This is a genomic window from Butyricimonas sp. BSD2780061689_150309_C8 (genome assembly GCF_015560935.1).
In the GTDB taxonomy this organism is placed as follows: Bacteria; Bacteroidota; Bacteroidia; order Bacteroidales; family Marinifilaceae; genus Butyricimonas; species Butyricimonas paravirosa.
The window spans coordinates 47,539-68,954 of sequence record NZ_JADMSV010000014.1 but is presented as its reverse complement, the minus strand read 5'-3'; the positions used below and the strand labels follow the sequence as shown (position 1 = coordinate 68,954).

Genomic DNA, 21,416 nt, shown 5'->3' with positions numbered 1-21,416 from the left:
TTTGTCCTATGAAAAAAGTGATCGTTCTTTTGGGTATTATTTTGTTGGGATATGCTTTTAACGAGTTTTCTCCTTTTGAAAAGAAGTTGATCACTAATTTTACGGCACAGATCCGGGAGTTGCAACAGGAAAAAGTGTACCTGCACACGGATAAAAGCGTGTACACGGTGGGAGATAAGTTGTGGTTTCGGGCTTACCAAGTACATGCGGCAGCGGTGTTTCCCATGGTTTATAGTCACTATATTTATGTCGATTTGATCGATCGACGGGATTCCGTGATTCAGCGGGTGAAAGTTGCTGAACGGGATTCGTGTTTTTTCGGGCAGATCGAGATCCCCAAGGATTTGCAGCAAGGGGACTATTCTTTGCGGGCTTTTACATATTATATGCAGAATGGAGGGGAGGATTATTTTTTCAAAAAGAAGATCCGGGTGATTAACCCGAAAGATTCAAGGGTATGGACAGACGTGACATACACGAAGAACCGGGAAAATAATTACACGGCAACGATTCGTTTGTCAGACGGGCAGGGAGAACCATATAGCCGGACATCGGTAACTTATATTGCCGGGGTGAAGAAGGATCAGTATTCGGTGAAACCGGCCCGAACGGATAAAGACGGGAAGTTTGAAGTGAAGATTGATACCACGATGAAAACAATCGAAGTGGAATTTCGGGATGGACAACCTTTCCCGTTTAAACGCTATATTTATATCCCCTCACAATTAAAGGATTTTGACGTGCAGTTTTTCCCGGAAGGAGGAAATTTGTTATCGGGGAATTTTCAGCAAGTGGCGTTTAAGGCTATCGGGGCTGACGGGAGAGCCGTGGAGGCCTCGGGAGATGTGTATCAAGATTCGATCGTGATTGCTACGGTTCATACTCAGCATGACGGAATGGGAAAATTCCGTTTGCCCGTGAATCCGGGAAAGAAGTTTTATGCCGTGATGAAAACGGAGGAAGGGGTTGAAAAACGATTTGATTTGCCCGAAGTTTCGGAGACAGGATGGGGACTTTCGGTTAGCCGGAAGGATTCAATTTTGAGTTATCGGGTGATCAAAGGAGAGAATGCTATATTGCCGGAGGAATTGTACACGGTAGTGCATTGTCGGGGTATCGTTGTCGGGATGAATCGGGTAAATGGTTTGCAAAGGGGAAGTGTGAATTTGAATATTTTGCCGGAAGGGATCTCGCATATTGTGTTACTTGACTCCGCGGGAAACGTGTATAGTCAACGATTATTCTTCGTGAAACGCAATCAGCGTCCAGAGTTGAAAATTACGACAGATAAGCCGACGTATATTGCCAGAGAATTAGTGGAAATGGAGATTGATTTTGAAGAGGCATATAAAGGCGTGTTAGATGGATCGTTTTCAATATCTGTGACAGATGATCAAAAAGTGGTGCAGGATTCTTTGGAGGACAATATTTTATCCAATTTGTTATTAACTTCGGATTTGAAGGGATACATTGATAATCCGGCTTATTATTTCAATGATACGACACCGGAGATTGCGGATAATTTGGATTTGGTGATGATGACACACGGATGGACTCGTTTTGACGTATCCAAGTTGGCTAGGGGGGAGTTTGATGATTTGAAATACCCGTTGGAGATCGGGCAGGTGATTTCCGGGAGAGTGAATAATTTCTGGGGAAAGAAGTCGAAGGGAGCTAATATCGTATTGCTTTCCAATTATGGGTTATGTCGGATGGCGGAAACGGATGAGACCGGGAATTTTTTAATTGATGGCTTGGCTTTCCATGACAGTACTTCATTCTTGGTTCAGGCATTGAGTGCAAAAGGACGTCGGGGTGTAACCGTGAATATAGATCAGGATGAATTTTTACCCCCGCATTATACGTTGCCTAACACGTTGGAGGCAAAGAAAAAAGAGGATGATTTTTATAAGAAGTTCGGGCAGGATTACTATTACGAGAACGGGGAGAAAGTATATGTACTAGATGAGGTACTTGTGTCCCGTCGGAAACAGAAAAAGAGTTATTCTTTTTACGATAATATCGCTAATTATCAGTTGGATTCGGCCCGTATTGCTGAAAATTCAGCCTTGGATATAACTTGGATCGTGCAACAGCTGCCCGGTGTGACTTTTGAAAAAGATGATGATGGGGAAGATTGTTTCAAGCAATTCGGACGGAAATTGTATGTTTTGGTAAATGATTTTGAAGAAACGATGGACCAGATTCGTTTGATTCCGGTAGGTGCTTTGCGGAATATATCTTTGCTAGATCAGATGCAAGGAAAAATCTTTTTCGGAGATCGGGGGGCTAACGGAGTATTAATTATCTCCGCAGAACCGGGGTGGACACCGAAGGATTTGGGACGTCCCAATGTGTTACCTTTTAAAATTATGGGGTACCAGATTCCGGACGAATTTTACGTGCCCAAATACGAGATTGATTCCGTGCGTCGGGATAATCGTTATGACGAACGCTCGACAATTTACTGGCAACCGGTTGTCAAGATCAGTAAAGATGCCCCGGCTAAATTGTCTTTCTATACGGCAGATACGTACGGAAAATATTCTGTTATCGTGGAAGGAATAACTTCAAGAGGAGTGATTTGTCGAAAACGTGTTCCCCTGATATTGAAATAATTCAATTTTTATTCGCATATTTGTCATCGTGTATGGAAGTTGAATTATACGGTGCGAATGAATCTGCATGTACAAAATAAAAGATTTCGAGAGGAACCGGAGTATCTGGTAAAGAGATTGCGGGAGAGTGACGAAAATGCTTTTGCTTTTTTGTTGGATACTTATGGGAAATCGCTTTATTTTTACTGTAATTCTATATTGAAGAACGACACATTTGCTGAAGATATAGTTCAAGAGAGTTTTGTTCGTTTGTGGGAACGACGTAAAAATTTTGTTCAATTACTTCCTATTCGAGTTTTCTTGTATCAAACGGCCCGAAATAAATGTTTGGATCTATTAAAGCATGAACAGGTGGTTCATAAGTATGAGGCCGATATTGTTCGGGAACTTAGTGAAGATTTTCTGGATGAAAAGATGATAGAAGAGGAGATGTTGGGACAACTTTATCGAGCCATTGAAGAACTACCAACAGAGTGCGCCCGTGTTTTTAAATTGGGGTTGGAAGGATTGAGTAATCAGGAAATTGCAGACACGTTATCTGTATCCATTCATACTGTTAAGACGCAAAAACAAAGAGCAATGTCCGTGTTGAAACGGCGTTTCGGGATAGGGACTATTTTAGTGATGTTCGGGATGACAGATTTTTTTATCTGATTTTTTCAAAAAAAACGTATTTCTTGTCATTCTTTTTGTCCGGTCAGTCGTTTCTTGTGTGAAAGAAATTGAATGTATGCTGGATGAAAAGAATATAAAAGTAGCCTCATGGATAGTGGCTCGTTTGCAGGGCGAGATTCGGCCGGAAGAAGAAAAAGCTTTGGAGGACTGGATTGCGGAAAGCGGGGCGCATCGGGAATTCTATGAACGGATGGTTGATCGGGAGTATGTCGTAAAACGTTTGGATGAATACAAGAATTATTCTCTGGATACGATACGGGAGCGGATGTTACCTTCTATTCGGAGAGAAGGAAAACGTATGCGTGTGATTCGTTGGTCGAGAAGAATTGCGGCTATTTTGATTCTCCCCTTGGTTATTGGTAGTGTGTTGTTGTTGAGAGAGCAAAGTGGTGTTGAATTTAAGAATCCTACTACGGCTGATATTTTGCCGGGGCAGGAATGTGCCATATTGGAAATGGCTGATGGACGAAGGGTTGATTTAAGTTCTGCCAGAGGAATTGAATCTTTACAGATTGAAGGTATAATGCTGAAGAATGATTCTAATGTACTTTCTTATGAGGGGGTGCAGGGGGCGATCTCGGATTCGTTGAAATTTAATACCATTATTATTCCCCGGGGCGGGGAATATCGTTTGACCTTGGCTGACGGGACCCAAGTGTGGTTGAATTCCCAGACCCGTTTACGTTACCCGATAACGTTTTCCGGGGATAAAAGGGAAGTGTATCTAGAGGGAGAGGCTTATTTTGAGGTGACACGTACGGGAAAAATGTTTGAGGTACATTGTAAGGGAATGGACGTGCAGGTGTTAGGAACATCGTTCAATATAATGGCTTATCGAGATGAGCCAGCCATACAGACGACATTGGTGAACGGCCGGGTGCAGGTAAACTCAGAAAGAGAGACAGGTGGGTCGATCGTAATGGAGCCTGGGTATCAAGTGCAATTGGATACGTTGACAGGGAAGATGGAGATGTATGAGGTAAACGTGGCAAATTTTGTCGGTTGGAAGGAAAAACTTTTCGTGTTTGATGATGAAAATATGGAGACGATGATGCGTAAGCTGGCACGTTGGTATGATGTGGACATTGTTATCGAATCTCCGAAATTGAGAAAATCAGTGTTTTACGGGGTAATTCGTAAATATGAGAATATTTCGAAAATATTGGATATGCTGAAAAAAACTCAAAATATAGATTATGTCATTGAAAATAAGAGAATCGTGATAAAAGAAGCCCGATAAGTTTGTCGAGGACTTATCAGGCTGCTGTAATTTTTAAACTCGCCTCGGATTGGCGTTTGATGCGAGTATTAAATAATAACTAAACAAATATATGAAAAAAGATGAATTAATTTTCCATTTATGGCGATGGAGTAGAAAAAAAATGTTAGTGATGAAATTTGTGGTACTTATGGTATTGTTGCCTGTTATTACGTTTGCAATACCTGCTTATAGTCAGAAACAAATCAAGATGGACGTTCAAGGGGTATCTCTGGAACAGGTGTTAAAAGAATTGCAAGTGCAATCCGGTTATTACATTTTGTATAACAAGCAAGATGTGCAAGGGGTAATTATCCAAACCAAAATATTATCCCAACTTGACTTTTTACTATATTGAATATCAGTAAATTGTTATATTTTGGTAGCAGATAATAAAGAGTGATTGTTCCATTATTCAAGAACAGTCACTCATTTATTACTAAGTATTATCTCAATCCAAGAACTGTTGCTAATGAATCTTTATTTCTGATTTTCTTATATTTCTTTTCAACGCCTAAAGTCAGATTGTCTTCCATAGAGCATAAAGCTTGTATCATTTGTTCTGATGAAACTCCTACGTATTTCATTGTCGTTTCAATGCTCTCATGCCCCAATAGTTTTTGTATCTGCGCCAAGTTTACACCGTCTTCCAACCAATGGGTAGCCCGTGCATGCCGAAAACTATGGCAATGAAAATCTACAGGAATTTCAAGTAGCCCCTGAGACGCAATCCTAACATACATTTTCAACCGCTTGCTAATCGCTTCTGAAGTGATTTTTTTGTTTGCATGGCCATATATGGGGAAAAATACAAAATCAGAAGGTAACGGATTTGCCGGATGGAACAACTTCACATAATGTCTCAGTATTCTTACCATGCTGTTCAACAAATAAATGGTACGTTGTTTATTCCCTTTACCCAAAACAAGAATGTAACCTTTCGTTTCATCCAGGTGCAGTGCCGACAGCCTCAATGATAATATTTCATCTATTCTTGTTCCGGTACTATATAGAAGATTGAACAAGGCAAAATCCCTCTTACCTATCAATGTACGTGTATTGATGCTTGCAAAAATCCGTTTGATTGTATCTTTTGTGATTACTTCCACTTGTTTTTTAGGTTGCTGCATTCTTTTTATTTCAGCGGCATCACAATCATATTTTATGAATTGGATTTTCTTGTGCGCAAGGAAACGGAGGAAATTTTTCAATATGGAGAGGCGATGATTGCATGTTTGCGGGCTGCATTTTCTTACTTCTTTCAGCCACGCAATCCATTCTTCAATCCAGTCCTTACGGAAGCATTCCCCACAAAGGGTATTTGATGTGACTCCTTTTGAGGATTCAAGGAAGTCTATATAGATTCCCATTCCCTCTCCGTATGATTTTAAAGCGTTATGGCTCAGATTCCTTATACACGGAAGATAGACCGTATGCCACTCATGGATGGCATCGGCGATAATTGAATGTTCTGCTTTAGTCTTCATATTCAAAATAGTCGTTTAAATCAGGCAAAAGTTCTTCATACCCACATCCTGTCAGATTTTCCAACTGGTGTGCAAACAGCGGTACAAGCCTGTAATAATATAATGTGTTTTGAATGTAACGGTGTCCCATGGAACGGCTGAGATATAAGAGTTTGTCCATCCATTCAATGCCGCAGTGATCCCAACCGTTTATGTTCACGACCGCATAGTGACTGCGAAAATCATATGCTCTTGCGTGTGCCGTACTGACTTTCTTCCATACTTTCTTAAAACTTGCCGTTACCCATTCTCCGGAATATGGTTTGTCATACTCGTTAGGAAAGAATGTCTTTCTTCCGGGCATGAGATTTTCCATTTTGACATTATACATCTGCAATAGCGACCACATGGATTCGTGCAAGGCAACCCGATGTTCATCTATGCTCTTTGTGTATCTTATATTTATAACACCGGATTGCAAGTCTACGTCTTCTACTCTGAGCAGACGGGCTTCTGTTGTACGCATCCCTGTACTGTACAAAAGTCGGAAAAAGACCGGAACTTCCACTTTCATAAGCGCAGCCCTCATGTCACGGCAATTTATTGGAGGTTCGAGATTGTCCGCTTCATTAAAGAATCTTGCAAGCTCTTCTGGAGTAAACGGATGTGGTTCGAATGATGTGACATTGACTCTTGGAATGGTGGATGGAAGAGGAATATTTACAAAACCACGGCTATTCGCATATTTCAGAAATCCTCTGACACCTACAATTCTGTTATTGCATGACTTTGCGGATTCCGTTTTTTTCTTCTTGCAATAATCAAGGACAATTTCTTCTGTAAGAACTTCGGCTGACGGATAATTTTGAGCGCAGAAGTCATTGAAACGGCGAATCTTGTCCATTGTCCGCCTACTGAATTTCCCAGAAGCTCTTTTGTAAAGTTCATATTTCTTGACTATATGGGATATTGCGGAATAAGAGTATGGCTGTTCTGAAACAGGAATACGCTTTGGCTTAGGTGTGTATTTTATATCCGGAGGATATGATGGCAATTTGAACGGTGCCCCATATTTCGACCGGATATAACGGATGAAGCGCCTCAAAATAATGCATCTGTTACGGTTTGTATAATAGCTTTCCTTATCTGTCCTTGATGCCCATCCGGAGATAATATCATCCGACAGCACTCCGCCATGATTCATACAGTACTTGGCGAAAGAGTTCAGGTATATGCGGGTTATATAGTCACATTTTCCGATACCGGAGATGAAATTGACATATTCAGACATCAAATCTGCAAATTGGGGTAGATGTGAATCTGTTTTCATTCGAACAACTCCTTTCTTATTGGATAACATTCAATATTGATTCCGCATTCTCTCAGATGAGGGATGTCAGCATCTATATATGGGACTATAGATGAAGAACAGATATGTCCTAAAATATGGCTGATGACCCTAATCTCGGTACCTTTACCAAGTAATTTAGAGGCGAGGTTGTGCCGAAATACGCTGACTCCACGCCCGGATTCACCTTTTCTAAGGTTTAGTTTCTCAAAGACTGTATTGACAATGGTGCCGATACTTTTGTTCTCCAACCTTTCTGTCGTATTCTTCTTGTTGGGAAACAGATACACGGATCCGGCCTCATTGTCCCGTTCATTCCGTATGTAATCAAACAATGAGTTTCCAACATGGGGAAGAAGGGGCAACACTATCGGATTACCGGTCTTTTCCTGGACGAAGCTGACTCGTTCCTTCTTCCAATCTATGTCTGTCAATTTCAAGTTGGCAATGTCACATCCTCTTATGCCAGTATATAAAGCCAATGAAACTATAGCTTTTTCCCTGAAAGTCAAAATATTGTTAGAGTCTGACAAAGCATTTTTTATCACATTGATTTCATCATCCTTAAGATAGTTGAAGTTTTTCCTTTCATATTTCAAATCAGGGAAATAACCTAATACTTTTTTCATGTCGTATAAATCCCCCAACTCTTTAAGGGCTGACGCTATGTGACCGCAATATGTCCTTGAACGCTTTTGCTGTTCTTCTTTAAGGAAAAAGGACAAAACATGTTCTTCTTTGATTTCATCCAATGAAGAGACGTGGAACTTTTGCATCTCAAAAAGGAACATTGTAACGGCATCGGTTTCCATTTTTACTGTGGACTTCTTTTTATGTTCTGCGGCACGCTTCCGATAAATGTCTATAACTTTCCGAAAACTGGGGTTAAGCATATTATACCTGGAAGGATAGCATAACGGAACAAAGGACTTCTTGTCCGGGTAGTGCCCAAATTCATCATATGCTTGGATAGTACGTAAATGCATCATCCTAAGATCCAATGTCGCTTTTGTATATCCCCTTGTACGGATAAACTTTTCTGCAAACTGTTCATACGAATGAAAACATCCTTCATGTTCAAAAAGAAGTCTTAAAACAAATTTTACTCCTTTGATGTACTGAATGTCATAACCACGGGAAACGAGGTTGTCCAGTAACTTCTTCTGGCTTAATTTTAACTGTGCTATATTCATATTCTTCCTATTGGCTTTAGTGCCATTAGCAAAGATATAGGAATGTATTATCCAAACCTATTCATCCTATAACAGAATGATTTACAGAATAAAAAACTATATTTTTAGGATAATGCTGGGGTTTGGATAACTTTTACTCGCCACGCTTGCCTACAACGTGGGTCCATACCGGCTTTTGGGTAGCAAGACAATCCCCAAAAGCACCTTGATAAAGAAGTTGGAGGCTGGCGACAGGAACATCTACCATGAATATATTGCTTTTTGCAGTTACAAGGGAAAACGCCATGCCATGCTGCTCACACGGAGAAAGGTGGAGTTTGCGCTGCTGTATATCCCGTGATTGATGCAAAATTCGTAAAAAAAATAATTACCTCTGTTTTATAATTCAAGAGCAGGGGTAATTATGTATCACCTCAATATTACTTTAGTTGTATTATTTTATGATAACATTTTGTCATTCAGTATAAAATGCCTAATTTTGCGTCCAAAGACAGAACAATTATGAATAATAAATTAAATATAAAAATAGAACAATTAAAGAACATCAATAATATTGAGTTAAATCTACCAATAGAAACAGGACTTTATGCTATAACTGGAGCTAATGGAACAGGCAAAAGTACTATCATGACAGTCATTTCTAAGGTTGTACGTAACTCTGCATTCAATGTTTTTCAACCTCATGATTATTCATCTAATAGTAAAATCACAATATCCTATGATGGAAAAGAAAATTCTTGGACAAAAGCCAGTAGAGGATGGAGTTGTAGTTCAACTGATATAATATCTCTAAAAGGTTTTTATGAAGGTAGCATAATACATGGAATGCGTTTTATAGATGCAAATTATGATACATTACTAAAAGCTGAAAGAGTTAATAATACAATTTTAACTGATGCAGATTCGTTTGTTTCGCGCAATTTAAGTTATATTTTGCATGGAAATTATGATTTCTATACAAATCTTAAACGCATTAAAAATAGAACATTAGCACAACTTAAAGCGTTCAAAGGAATTCCATATTTCATTGAAGGAACTAATGGAATAGTTAATCAGTTTTGTATGAGTGCAGGAGAAAATATGTTGATTAGCTTATTGCATATGTTGAATGTTGTCATTGTTCGCCCTGCAAAGTCTGAAGATGTACGGCTTATATTGATAGATGAAATTGAATTAGCATTGCATCCATCTGCAATCATGAGGTTAGTTGATTTTTTGCAAAAATTGGCTACAGAGTATAATCTTGCTATATATTTTTCAAGTCATTCAATAGAATTACTTAGGAAAATAAAGCCTTCAAATATTTTTCATTTACAAAAGGAGTTGGATAATATCGCTATTGTAAATCCATGTTATCCATCATATGCAACACGAGATATTTATCAACATTCGGGATACGATTTTCTTATTTTAGTAGAGGATGTGTTGGCTAAATATATATTGGAGAATATAATTGATGAAAATGCCTTGTATAAAAGTAAATTGATTAATATTCTACCAAGTGGTGGTTGGGAGAATGTGTTAAAAATGCAAGATGATATTTGTAAGTCAAATTTAGCAGGGGTTGGAACAAAAGTATTAAGTGTTCTTGATGGTGATGTAAAACCGGATTTTGAACAACTATATAAGCAAAAGGGATTATATACTAATTTAACAATAAATTTTCTGCCAATACATAGTTTGGAAAAATACCTACATGAAAAAATTATTGTAAATAAAGATGCTGATTTTTTCAAGGAAATAGGTGACCGTTTTTTCAAAGTTAAATCACTAAAAGAAGTGGTGGATAGTTTAATCAAAAAGAATGACGACAAGGCGTTTTATAATTACCTCATTAAAAACTTAAAAGAACAAGGAATAGAAGAAAATGTATTTGTTCAAAAAGTTTGTGAAATGATATATCGAAAGGAAGATATGTCTAAACTACTAACATTCTTACAAAAAACATTTCAAAATTAAAATACTTAATGATTATTTCGGAAAAATCCGATGAAGCCGCCAACTTCATTGGATTTTCCGCTTTTCATACATTCGGGATTGTTCCCGTGTCTATCACGCCACCGTCCCTGCAATGCTCAATGCTACCGGGCGTAAACCCCATGCTCCCAATTGCGATGTGGCTAATATAGTCCGCATACTCCTGACCTTGAAAATTCCTTCCCGTAAGGTTTCTGAAAATCATCTTTATGCTTATGCCGTCGTTGCTGTGCAAGATGATTTTTCCGTTCTGTCTGATTGCTTCCATGATTAAAACTTGTTTTTGTAAATTGTATCACAGATTGGAACTTGGGCTTTTTGCTACTTTTGTGCCGCCCACTGCTCACTGACAAAAGTAGCGGGCGGCGATTTTACCGCCCGTTCCTCTTCTTAAAAGCGTGTGTAAAGTCCCGTCACCATCGTGAACATTTCCTCCAGCATATCAAAATAGATACCCTCGTGTACGGCAATGTCCTTCGTCCTGCACTCGAATGTCTTTTTGCTGAATGTCCTGCGGTAGAAGCGCATATTGTAGAGATCTGCCCCCGCATCATAGATGATGTCAAGGCGGTTGGCACTTGTCTTGTTCCTTGCAAGGCTCATCCGTAAGCCGTTGCCCATATTGATGTAATCTCGGCTACCTGTCATGGCGGTAAAGCGTTTTCCACCTATCTGCTGTAATATCGTCTGTGCTATCATATTCGTTGTTTTTAGGGTTTTAAGTGCTGGCGGTGCGGACACCGCCAACTTGTTCAAAATTCTCGCATCTCGGCAATGGGTGTCTGCCGTTGCAGCCACTCCTTCACACACTCCATATTGTACTCGCTCGTGATGACTGCCGTATGGCTGTCGGTGGCGGTGAAACGTGTGCTTTCGTAATCATCTATCCACCCTTTGAGGGTGTCCGTTCCCCACGCTTGGGCATCGTCAAAGATACCGTCCAATGCCGCGATAGGTTCGCTGAATTTGACTATCAGCGTTTGATAGGTCGTGTTCATCGGTTGCCCTCCTTTCCCTGCTTTGCGTTCAGCCACTTGTTCCTTGCGGTTCGGCACTCGTCCAATGTGGGTTTGACACAAGTGAACAGTTCTCCGTCCGTATGGCGGTAGTCGTACTGCACAAGTGTCCGCTTGCGTCTGCCGATACCCGATTGGAAACGCTCATATTTCTCCGTCCCTGCTTCCGTACAGGTGCTTACTCCGTTGATGGTCATTCGTGTTGCCATAATGTTGCTTTTTAGATGATTAAAAATGTACTGACAGAACTCTGTTCTTCATCACTATTTCGGGGTTGCTCGTGTAGCGTTGGTGCAGGTAGAAATGGTGAGAGCCGAAGCCGTAAAGGAAAAACTTGTCAAGTTCGTGCTTCTCGGCAAACTCCTTTACGCTCTTTCTTAATCCCTCCTCACTTGTTGAGAGAGTGAGGAGATTTACAAATTCAAGGAACAAGGTGGGGATTTTATCGTCCCACACACAAATCATGCTTTCGATTCTTACTTCCATATCAATGTTGTTTTAGGGTTTATGCTATGCCGCTTTCATCCGCTCACGGATAAGGTTGGCGTTCTTGTTCACAAGGTCTATGATGCGCTCGTGGTATTCGGTGTCTTGGTTGTACTTGCCGTGGCACTGCACCACCTTGAGTGTCCGCAAATCCACCTCTACGGTTTCAATTATCTCACCGCCAATCCTTGCCGAGAGTATGAGGGTGTCGGCTTTCTTGTAGTATTCACTGCCGAACACGCAGATGTTCTGTGCCTTGCCCTCGCTGTAATACTCGTCTATGCTTTCAAGTACCTTGACGATTATTTCCTCGTCAGTGATTACCAATCCGAAGAATTTGGATTTGTTGGCAATGAAATCCTCCGCATCTTTTTCCCTTTGCAGTTGCCGCTGTTGTTCACGCTCACGCCTTTCAATCTCCCAGCGGCGGCGTTGTTCGGCCCGTTCCTTCTCGTGTATGGCTTCAATCTTTCGAGTTGCGTTGTCGTGTGCCGCCATGAAATCTTCGGGGCAGATGTTCTTCGGGTTGCGGAGGTCTTGACCGAGTTTGTTGAGCATACGCAGATAGTCGCACCACATGGAGAAGTTGTCTATCCGATACTTGTGACGCTTGGCAATCAGATATGATGCCCAGCATTCATCGGCAGTACGGGCATTGAAAAGAAAGTGTTTCATGACCTCAATCTCATCGCCTTTCATAAGGGTTTCAATTCTTGGGTCTGAAAGCAAGGCTTTGAAAAGACGCACGGGGGAAATGCCGTGGAAATCGCCCTTGAAGCCGTTGCGTCTGAGTTGGGGTAATACCCTCATCTTAGGATATGCACAGCTTCTTGCCACAACATCATCGTATAGGCTGTTGTGCGGTCTTATCTCCATCGCGCTGCACAATGCCCATACATCGCAGTAATAGAATGTGAAGCCACGGAGCAACGCCATGTCCGTAACCTTACCGTCGGGTGAAATCCAACGCTGCACAACCTCGTGGCAATAGAAGTGCATCGGCTCGCCTTTCCTGCTCTCGCATCTGACCTGCGCCACACGGATTACCTGATAGCCTTTGCAGGTGGTTATCACGCTGAAATACTGCGTTTCCTTGTAGATACGTTTGCGTGTGTCCTGCACTTTGAGTTTGGCATAGCATTTGGGGCAGGTACAGCCTTCAAGGGTGTCGCACAGTACGCTGTTGCTGTACCACTCGTGACCGCAGTCGGAGCAGGTAATGTTCCCTTTCTTGGTGCGGTAGCCGATATGTTCAATACAGTGGCGGTATGCCCAATCTATTTGTGTCGCTGATATGGGGCGAAGGTTGGCTGAAAGTCTTGCCACCTTTTTCTGTATCTTGGTCTTCGGTTTCATAAGCCTAAATCAAATAATGAGGGTTGGGATTGGGTTACTTTTCTCGCTGGCGGTCTGTTGCGGTTTTGCAACTTGCGGAGTTCCTCCTCTTGGTATCTGCGAGCTGCGTTCTGACGTGCCTCCGCCTTTTCCTCTTCCGTGAGTTCCACAACATGGTTCACCACCACTTGGCAGTTCATAGGTTTGCCCACCTCTATCTCGTTTTCCTCATAGTAGTGGATGGCTTGCCCGAATATCTCTCCGTCCGTGAAGCCGCTGCAACCGCTTTTCTGCACATAGTTCAGAATGTGGGTCACGCACTCGTCTATGTTTTTGGCAGGGTTGCGGTACTTCTTCGCAAAGAGCGTATCTTCCTCCGCCCGCTGTTCCAGATACATTTGTATCGTTCTTTTGAAATGGTCTGTTCCTTTCATATCGCTGTCGTTTTTAGATTGTCTGTTTAAGTCTCTCTCTCCAATAGGTCGGCTCTACCTCGCTGAGAAGGAAGTCCATGAAGTCCCTCCGTGTGTCCTTGTTCAGTTCGTGGTACAATCTTCGGAAAGTTTCAAAATTACCGTTGATGTACGTTTCCACCATATACACGAAGATGTTGTCCACCTCGTAATATCTGCACTGCTGCGCTACCGTCTTGCTGTTTCTCTTTGCCATGTCGGTAAGGGTTAAAGGGTGAATAACCAAAGGATGAAGCCGAAGTAGGCAATGGTGGAAAGGATAGCCACGATTACACCTATCGCCACTCGGAACACTCCGTTTATAATCTCTCTGATGATGTCCCAAAGGATGCCGAACACCCCGAAGGCGGTGCGCATCATCAAGCCGCATATCGCCAACCCGATGTATTGCGCCACTTGTCTGAAATTTGCCGTTGCCGTCATATCTTCGCTGTTTTTGATTTTTTTGTTTTTTATGCGGATTCAAGAGCTGAGGGAGTTGAGTTTCAAACTATCTTATCTGCCTCTCGTTTATCCGACATTTTTTTTATGCGTCTTTCTGTCGCATCGGTCGTTTTCGTTTCGGGTGCTTGAAAAGGTAGGGATTAGGGAATGCAAGGTTTTTCGGGGAAATACTACCCGAAGGGCTGGAGATTTCCGCAGAAAACAGGAGGCTTGACCTTGCTTTCCCGTCCAATCCCGGAATTACCTTTGCGCCCTGAACGAAAATGACTGACTGATGCGGCTCACTGAAAGGCGCAAAATGGAGGTAAACGAAACCAGAGGCAGATTGGGTAGAAAAAACTTCAGGGGAAAATCCGTAAAAAAGGAATCACCAAAAGGAAAAAGACATCACCGGAAGCGTGAAAAGGGCAAACCACAACAAAGGGAGTATGATTGTTTTCCGATCCGACGGGACTTGTCCAGCCGGGTGGCAACAATCATTCTTCCCGGATTGCCCGCTGTGTGTGGCCGCTTGTTTCATTTATGGGGCAGGCTGACACTCTCTGCATTCACTTTCCGCTTCCGGCACAAAAAACAGCTAAAAAAGAAAAATCATCTGGTAGCCCGTAAAAGCACCTCTTGGCATAGACGCAAAAGAAAGGGGCATTGCTTCATCAGTCTAAACATCGTTTAGGCGTGAGGCAATGCCCTTTTCTCTGGCTATGCGGTAGTCGGCACACGTTTGTTCTAAACTCGTTTTGGGCAATGGTGTTCCGACGAACAATACCGCTTTTACGGAAAAACTAATGAATGAGGTGATAAAAAATCCGGGAGTTTATATCAAAATCTCGGATAAAATAGCTACTTTTGCATACAAAGAGTTCTTTGAAGGTTACGCGACGCGCAGAAGGATAATGCAGTAGATAACTAACTAAATCGTAACCTATTACTATCAAGAGCAATTAACCTACGCTCATTTTCAATAAATTACACTCTTTTCGTAACTTCTGTCTGCAAAAATACAAATAATATGGCAGAATCGTGACATTTTAGGTTTATGTTTTATAACCTCAGGTATGAATGTTTTATGTTTTAGTGATTTATCTCGTTGATAAAATTGATACTATGACAAGCGACGATTCCTGCGGTCTCTGTTCGCAGGCGACTTTCGCCCAGGGTGACGGGAATGAAATTGTTTGCTAAAGCCAACGTGATTTCGTTTCCCGAGAAATCTCCCTCCGGGCCGATAAGAATCGTGGCGTTTTGACCGGGGGTATAAATCTCTTGGAGTGACTTTTTATTTCCTTCATCGCAATGGGCGATACACTTCAATGAGTTTTGATTGTTTTTTACAAAACAAGAAAATTCGATCATGGGATTGAGTCGTGGCAGGTAGGCTTTCAAGGATTGTTTCATGGCAGAAATAATCACTTTTTCCAGCCGTTCTTCTTTGATTACTTTGCGTTCCGAGTGATCGCAAAGTAGAGGTGTAATTTCGTCAATCCCGATCTCCGTGCATTTTTCCAAGAACCATTCGATGCGTTCAATATTTTTTGTCGGGGCAATGGCAATGTGAATATGGTAATCCCGTTTTCCGTAATTTTCTGTTTTTTCAACGCATCTGACTTCACAGCGTTTAGGGTGCGCTTGAATAATCTCGCAACGGTAAAAGCCACCTTTCCCGTCAACAAGGAAAATCTCGTCGCCTATTTCGAGACGAAGAACTTTGACACAATGTTTTGATTCTTCCTCGGGTAGCGTGTACTCGTTTGTTGTGATGTCAGGCGTGTAAAACAGGTGCATAAATAAGTATTTTGATTTCGATACAAAAGTAAGAAAATACAATGGATTTGAGTATAGGTTTGAGAATCATTTAATGATCGTTTAAAAACATTGCAATATATAAATAAATTCGGTAATCGTAAAAAATTTAGTCATTTATTGTCATTTCTCGTAAACAGATAGTTAGCTAGTGTCGAGAAACGAAACTTTATTCTTACATTATCAATGTCTTTAAACGATCGTTTTTTGACATGATATTTTTAGGTGTGTATTTGTTTTATTCAATTGTATAATAAGTAATTGATAAGAGTGTGGAGTGAAAATAAATTTTAATTGTAAAATTATGAAAAAAATCCTAGTTGCAATTCTGTGTTTAATCTTTTTGGGAGCTTGTACCCAGAAAGATGGAAGAGATCAAACGGGGAATTCTGAAAATTATTTGGAATTGTCCGTACGCTCCGGTTCTGCTGGCATGACACCAGTGACGATGCCGGTGAATGTGTATAATTTTAATGGATTATCCTCGAATCAAGTCTGTGAGCCGGACTATTTTACGGCTGAAGAAAAAATTTCGTATCAAGATTTATTACCGGGAAAATACACGTTTTTTGTTTTAGGAAATGTGCCGGTTAAGGAGATGGCGTCTCTCTATCTCACGGGACGGGAAATGAAAGATGTAAATTTACGTTGGATGTGGGATTCAATTCCTGAACTTTTTGGGGGGATTGCCTATGTGGATGGCTCAGAAGAGACAAAGACGATCGAAATGAAACGTCTGATTGGTAAGGTAAACGTTCATGTGACAAATTCATCTGAATTTCAGACTGTCGAATTGGCGTTACAGTGTGATACATATAGTGATACGATTCAAATCGAGGATTACGTTCTTCGAATTCGCACGGATTACGGTTTTGGAAATCTAATGGTGGATAAAGATATTTCGTTTTTTCCCACGGAGGGACCATTGAGAGGGACTATTATCGCTTCGGATGAGAGCGGAATATATTATTTTGATTTTGTCGCTAAGAATCGTATTCAACGAAATAAGAGATTAGAATTGAATTTAACATTGAACAAGGCTTCTTCTCTTGGTCGTTCCGCAAATGTTGTCAATGGAGCGGTGACTTGTGTGGAAAAAGTAACGGAATTATAATTTAATAAGATAGTGAGATGAAAAGAATACTATATACATTTATTATATTGTCAACCGTTTGGTTTACAGGTTGTCAGAAAGACCAGCTTGACGGGGAGATCCCGGGGCAGGAGATTCCCTTGACTTTTAGCGGTCGGTCGTCCAATTTGTCTTTAGAAGCTTTATCCCAGGAGGTGAATGCTTTGCATTTGTTGATTTTTAACGAGGATGGGACTTTAAGTCAACATAAACAATATGCTGGTTTGAAGGATGTTAAACCGGTTAAATTAGTTTTAGGAAAATATACTTTTGCTTATTTATCTAATATTGATGAGGCTCAAATTAGTGGAATTGAGGAAGGAAAAACGCTGGAGGATGTGACCCTTTCATTGGAAAAAGATACTGATGGAGAGAATGTGTTGCCCGGTAGCATCTTTGCCGGTAAGAGCGAGGTCGTGGTTGGGGAGGACAAGACAAGTAATGCTGAGTTGAGTCGTTTGGTCGGGAAATTAGATATAAACGTAGAGGGTGTGAAAAGTGGTGTGGAAGTTAAAAGTGTAACTTTATTGGGATCACCGGAAAAAATTCGTTTTGATGGTAGTGCCGTGGGTGATCCCGTGCGGTTGAAAGTCCCGATGAAAGAACAAGGGCAACAACTAAAGGGTGAAGCGATAGCTTTTCCTACTTGTCAGGATACTCTTGCCCGTTTAGCATTTCAGATAGAAGTAAACGGAGAAATACAGAATTACGTGGTTGGATTAAAGAATCGGGTGGAAGCGAATAAAATTCACACGATTAATGCGAAAATAAACGTGTCAGGGGGACTCGTGAACGTGACGATCGAGATGGATGTGGAACCTTGGGGAGAAACGGTGTCGGAAGATCTTTCCGTGGATCAAAGGAAATTCGTGGATACATTGACCGTTAAATTATTGATGGAAACTGGTTCTCCCGAGGATTTGCGACAGGTGAGAACCTTGAATATGCATTTCTTGAAAAATGATGGTGACGCCAATGAGTTTTCCATCAATGTTGACAGTTGGAATGCGGAAAGTTTAATGGTTTGGAGTGAAGACACGCTTATCGTGACGCATTTTAATCAGGTGCTTCAAGGGAATTATTCCCTAGTTGCAATTTCATTAAGGGATTCATCCGGAATGAATATGTATGTATTACAGTCTGAAGTCGAAAATGTAATTATTGATTCAACCGGAAGTGTGGTGATCGTGCTACCTAAAATGAAAGATATTGCAGCGGGTGACTTGCAGGCGATGTTGGAAATTCGGGAAGCTTTGAGAGCGGCAAACGTCAGTATGGTAGATAATTGGGAATCAGATAATTTGAATTTGTGGCATAATGTCCATTTGGATGAAAATGGACGTGTGATCGGTATTGGTTATCAAGAATGGGAAGACTTCTTGGAAGATTATGACCAGGTTGACATGACAAAGAAGGCATCCATGAAAGCGAATATATTGACCCGAAGTAGCGAGGAGTATCCTGTTTGGAGTTTACCGGAGTCATTTAAAAATTTAACTGCTTTGAAGTGGTTCAATATGGGAGAGTCATATGGTAGTTTGGCAGAAATTCCCTCTTATATGAAAGAAATGACTGCGCTGGAAGAATTGAGTGTGAACACGGATGCAACTTCTCTTCCGGAATTACCCGCTAATTTGATTTATTTGAACGTTAGTAGCTTGACTTTAACTGCGATACCGACACATATCGGTAATTTGACAAAATTGGAAGGTTTGGTATTCAGCGTTCCTTACGAGAATGATGATGAGGAAATCGGTGATTATTTTCCGATGCTTTCGAAGTCTCGAATTACTTCTGCGGATTTGGATTTTTCAGGATTAACGAACTTGAAATATTTGTATCTTGTTGCGACGCCTTCCTGCGAATTGCCTGCTTCGGTTTGGAATGTGACGAGAAACGTGATTGAATTTGCAATTGCCGGATTTCGTAATGTACAAATTCCTTCTTCTGCTGATTTCTCGTCTATTCGGGAATTTTCCGTGGCTAATGAAAATATGTTACCAGCGGATATTGAGAGAATAAAGAGTTTTCAGGTGACTCGTTTAAGGTTGTATTCTCCTGTTTTCGGGAAAAATGGATTGCCGGATTGGATGGGACAAATGAACTCGTTGAAGAGTATTACACTGGATAGTTGTGGAATTACTTCAATCCCGGAATCTTTCAATAATTTAAATAATTTGGAGGATTTATATTTGCCGAGGAATCCGGAATTGACAGGTATATTACCTGCAGGTTTGCTGGAGGTGTATAATTCGGGTAATTTGTATGTTAGTGCTTCCGATTCTCCTAATTTTAGTCCGGATGGGATCATGTTGAGCGTGGATAATAATTTAATAATGGCGCCTGCGGAAGGTGGAATATATTTTGTAGAAGTCCGGTCAAATGCAGAATGGACTTGTGAAGTCTTATGGGCGGAGTATGTTCATGTCGCTTTACTTGATGGGAACGAGAATGTAACAGATTCGATTGTCGGGGGAAATGGCGTGTTGACTGGGCGAGGAAATGCCAGATTGCGGGTAACCGTGGACCCGAATAACCCGAATAATTATTGGCCAGAAAGAAATGGAGATATTACGATTCATTCGGGGCGGCATGTGGCATATATTAACGTGGTGCAGAAGGAAATGCTGGATCCCGTGCTCGATGTTTCCCAGAGCGTATTTACTGTCCGTTCGGGAGATACGATCGTGTTTGACGTAACCTCCAATATGGGATGGAATGTAGATGTGATGACAATTTCAGGTGACGGGTGGATGGATATGAACATGTGCTATGGAGAAGGAAATCAACGGCTGGAATGTACGGTACATGCTAATCAGTCAAGTGTATATAAGATTATTATTACTGATTACAACCAGTTTAAATCAGCGGAAGTCACGGTAAACGTGGAACCGGATTCCGGAGAGATCCCGCGAGATTCGACAAGAATAAATTAACCGAATGTACAAATAATAACCATTAAAAATGGAATAAATGAAAAGAATTATCTATACATTGATGACATTCTCCTTGATTGTAGGATTTTGGGGTTGTGGAGGTTCTGGTGGCGGGGAGGATGAACCGGAACCTATTCCGGGAGAGAAAGTTGTTAAAGTCGAATGCGTATTGAAAAGTGGTGTTAGCAGTTTGGACGATACCGGGTTGAAAGGGATCATTTCTCACGTGCGATTATACGTGTTTGATCAGGCAGGAAAACTTCAGGAGAGTTTTAAATATAACTCTGTGGATGGAATTGAAAAATTGGAATTGAACAAAGGAAACTACACGATTGTGTTTGTTGGTAACGTGTTGGAGGATGCCAATATTGCGGGTGATGTGGTTGGAACCGCTCTTTCTGATATGAAAATCCAGTTGACGAAGAAGGAAGGTGCAGCAAATTTCACGCCATTAGGGGATGTGCTTTTTGCGAAAAGTTCGCTAGCTGTAGGAGATGATGATACTAGCGTGGAACTGACAGCGAAGCGAACGTTGGCGACGACAAAGATGCAAGTGACTGATTATTCAGGAAAGATTGCGGAAGTGGGAATACTCGTGCCTAACGTGGGGACGACACTTGCCTTCGGGGAGACCGAATGGAAGAATCCAGGAACTGTATTCGTGACGATGACTAAAGGTGGGAATATACGAGGATTCTCGCGTGCGGAAGAAGAAAACCATTATTCTGCCACGATGAATATTGTTGTGCTTGATGAAGGTACGAGTACTGGTGCGAGCAATAATATTGAGTGTAATATTATTGCAAGGGATGATACTCGAGAGATCGTTTTGACTCAAGCTTTGACTCTGGACGTGAAAACGAAACCAGATATGCAGGTGGTTACGAATATGGAGGTGAACGAGAGTGATGCGGGCGATGGACAACTGGAATCTGCCGTGAATAAAGTGGAGACGACGGATGAAACTGGAAACACGGAAGTTTTACCGGATGATAAAATTGATATTAAGAAAAACGACGTGAATGTGAATGTGTTGCCGGGAGACTGGCAAATTGGAAACACGGAAGATGTGGAGGTTGGAAAACCGGAGAGTGTGGTTCAGCCGGAAGGGACAGAAAAAGATTGGGAAAAAGGTAACGTAGAAGACGTCGTGGTAAAAGATTAAAAAGTGAGGTCATGAATAAAAGCACCATTTTTACCTGAATCAGAGGTAAAAAATGGTGCTTTTTTATGATGAACAATGAGGTTGTCCCAAAATT

22 protein-coding genes and 2 pseudogenes are annotated in these 21,416 nt (G+C 41.2%); 10 read left to right on the top strand and 14 right to left on the bottom strand.

Annotated features, from left to right (window positions below):
• The first annotated feature begins 8 nt into the window (after positions 1-8).
• From I2I33_RS11815 to I2I33_RS11800, 4 genes are all read left to right on the top strand, one after another.
• Entirely contained in the window at positions 9-2,618 is a 2,610-nt protein-coding gene (locus tag I2I33_RS11815) for a hypothetical protein (protein ID WP_087420812.1), read from the top strand.
• A 57-nt stretch (positions 2,619-2,675) separates the two neighbouring features.
• Entirely contained in the window at positions 2,676-3,272 is a 597-nt protein-coding gene (locus tag I2I33_RS11810) for an RNA polymerase sigma factor (RefSeq protein WP_087420813.1), read from the top strand.
• 58 nt (positions 3,273-3,330) lie between these two features.
• On the top strand, positions 3,331-4,533 hold the full coding sequence (locus tag I2I33_RS20475) for a FecR family protein (protein ID WP_140402573.1): 1,203 nt from the start codon (positions 3,331-3,333) through the stop codon (positions 4,531-4,533).
• Between the two features lie 151 nt (positions 4,534-4,684).
• Positions 4,685-4,909 carry a VF530 family DNA-binding protein gene (locus I2I33_RS11800; RefSeq protein ID WP_195666811.1) on the top strand — a complete coding sequence of 75 codons (225 nt, stop codon included), beginning with the start codon at positions 4,685-4,687 and terminating at the stop codon, positions 4,907-4,909.
• A gap of 88 nt (positions 4,910-4,997) precedes the next feature.
• On the opposite strand, the gene I2I33_RS11795 is transcribed toward I2I33_RS11800, so the two are convergent.
• Genes I2I33_RS11795 through I2I33_RS11785 form a run of 3 tightly spaced genes read right to left on the bottom strand, consistent with a single transcriptional unit; the run spans position 4,998 to position 8,558 of the window.
• Positions 4,998-6,038: a tyrosine-type recombinase/integrase gene (locus tag I2I33_RS11795; protein WP_005642461.1), complete on the bottom strand. Its 1,041-nt coding sequence runs from the start codon at positions 6,036-6,038 to the stop codon at positions 4,998-5,000.
• Positions 6,028-7,347 carry a tyrosine-type recombinase/integrase gene (locus tag I2I33_RS11790; protein ID WP_005642462.1) on the bottom strand — a complete coding sequence of 440 codons (1,320 nt, stop codon included), beginning with the start codon at positions 7,345-7,347 and terminating at the stop codon, positions 6,028-6,030. The genes I2I33_RS11795 and I2I33_RS11790 overlap by 11 nt, the downstream gene beginning before the upstream one ends.
• Positions 7,344-8,558, bottom strand: a complete 1,215-nt coding sequence (locus I2I33_RS11785) for a tyrosine-type recombinase/integrase (protein ID WP_005642464.1) — start codon at positions 8,556-8,558, stop codon at positions 7,344-7,346. The genes I2I33_RS11790 and I2I33_RS11785 overlap by 4 nt, the downstream gene beginning before the upstream one ends.
• 130 nt (positions 8,559-8,688) lie before the next feature.
• Here I2I33_RS11785 and I2I33_RS11780 point away from each other — a divergent pair.
• Positions 8,689-8,898: pseudogene (locus I2I33_RS11780) on the top strand (lysozyme); the annotation flags it as partial.
• A 161-nt stretch (positions 8,899-9,059) separates the two neighbouring features.
• A complete protein-coding gene (locus tag I2I33_RS11775) occupies positions 9,060-10,517 on the top strand; it encodes an ATP-dependent nuclease (protein WP_002560968.1) in 1,458 nt (485 codons plus the stop codon).
• 64 nt (positions 10,518-10,581) lie between these two features.
• Here the strand turns inward: I2I33_RS11775 and I2I33_RS11770 are convergent, their stop codons facing one another.
• From I2I33_RS11770 to I2I33_RS11725, 10 genes are all read right to left on the bottom strand, one after another.
• Positions 10,582-10,803, bottom strand: coding sequence for a hypothetical protein (locus I2I33_RS11770; protein WP_004356138.1), 222 nt, complete (start codon positions 10,801-10,803; stop codon positions 10,582-10,584).
• Between the two features lie 122 nt (positions 10,804-10,925).
• Entirely contained in the window at positions 10,926-11,234 is a 309-nt protein-coding gene (locus tag I2I33_RS11765; protein WP_002560966.1) for a hypothetical protein, read from the bottom strand.
• A gap of 53 nt (positions 11,235-11,287) precedes the next feature.
• Positions 11,288-11,533, bottom strand: coding sequence for a DUF6956 domain-containing protein (locus tag I2I33_RS11760; RefSeq protein ID WP_002560965.1), 246 nt, complete (start codon positions 11,531-11,533; stop codon positions 11,288-11,290).
• The gene (locus I2I33_RS11755; RefSeq protein ID WP_002560964.1) at positions 11,530-11,760 is read right to left on the bottom strand and encodes a DUF3873 domain-containing protein; all 231 of its coding nucleotides are present in this window, start codon (positions 11,758-11,760) and stop codon (positions 11,530-11,532) included. Before I2I33_RS11755 ends, I2I33_RS11760 begins: the two co-directional genes overlap by 4 nt.
• Before the next feature lie 19 nt (positions 11,761-11,779).
• Complete coding sequence (locus I2I33_RS11750) at positions 11,780-12,037, bottom strand: hypothetical protein (RefSeq protein WP_002560963.1); 258 nt, start codon at positions 12,035-12,037, stop codon at positions 11,780-11,782.
• Positions 12,038-12,061: 24 nt separating this feature from the next.
• On the bottom strand, positions 12,062-13,393 hold the full coding sequence (locus I2I33_RS11745) for a PcfJ domain-containing protein (RefSeq protein WP_002560962.1): 1,332 nt from the start codon (positions 13,391-13,393) through the stop codon (positions 12,062-12,064).
• Positions 13,390-13,806: a PcfK-like family protein gene (locus I2I33_RS11740; protein WP_002560961.1), complete on the bottom strand. Its 417-nt coding sequence runs from the start codon at positions 13,804-13,806 to the stop codon at positions 13,390-13,392. Before I2I33_RS11740 ends, I2I33_RS11745 begins: the two co-directional genes overlap by 4 nt.
• 13 nt (positions 13,807-13,819) lie before the next feature.
• Complete coding sequence (locus tag I2I33_RS11735) at positions 13,820-14,041, bottom strand: hypothetical protein (protein WP_002560960.1); 222 nt, start codon at positions 14,039-14,041, stop codon at positions 13,820-13,822.
• An 11-nt stretch (positions 14,042-14,052) separates the two neighbouring features.
• Positions 14,053-14,268, bottom strand: a complete 216-nt coding sequence (locus I2I33_RS11730; RefSeq protein WP_002560959.1) for a hypothetical protein — start codon at positions 14,266-14,268, stop codon at positions 14,053-14,055.
• Positions 14,269-14,656: 388 nt separating this feature from the next.
• Positions 14,657-14,809, bottom strand: a complete 153-nt coding sequence (locus I2I33_RS11725; RefSeq protein ID WP_195666810.1) for a hypothetical protein — start codon at positions 14,807-14,809, stop codon at positions 14,657-14,659.
• A gap of 125 nt (positions 14,810-14,934) precedes the next feature.
• On the opposite strand from I2I33_RS11725, the pseudogene I2I33_RS20540 reads away from it, so the two are divergent.
• Positions 14,935-15,124: pseudogene (locus tag I2I33_RS20540) on the top strand (hypothetical protein).
• Between the two features lie 236 nt (positions 15,125-15,360).
• Here the strand turns inward: I2I33_RS20540 and I2I33_RS11720 are convergent.
• Positions 15,361-16,071, bottom strand: coding sequence for a 16S rRNA (uracil(1498)-N(3))-methyltransferase (locus I2I33_RS11720; protein WP_087422006.1), 711 nt, complete (start codon positions 16,069-16,071; stop codon positions 15,361-15,363).
• A 322-nt stretch (positions 16,072-16,393) separates the two neighbouring features.
• On the opposite strand from I2I33_RS11720, the gene I2I33_RS11715 reads away from it, so the two are divergent.
• From I2I33_RS11715 to I2I33_RS11705, 3 genes are read left to right on the top strand one after another with little or no spacing between them, the layout of a single operon-like run.
• Positions 16,394-17,203, top strand: coding sequence for a FimB/Mfa2 family fimbrial subunit (locus I2I33_RS11715; protein ID WP_087422005.1), 810 nt, complete (start codon positions 16,394-16,396; stop codon positions 17,201-17,203).
• 17 nt (positions 17,204-17,220) lie between these two features.
• A complete protein-coding gene (locus I2I33_RS11710; RefSeq protein ID WP_087422004.1) occupies positions 17,221-20,157 on the top strand; it encodes a FimB/Mfa2 family fimbrial subunit in 2,937 nt (978 codons plus the stop codon).
• 37 nt (positions 20,158-20,194) lie between these two features.
• On the top strand, positions 20,195-21,322 hold the full coding sequence (locus I2I33_RS11705; protein ID WP_087422003.1) for a FimB/Mfa2 family fimbrial subunit: 1,128 nt from the start codon (positions 20,195-20,197) through the stop codon (positions 21,320-21,322).
• Positions 21,323-21,416: the final 94 nt, after the last annotated feature.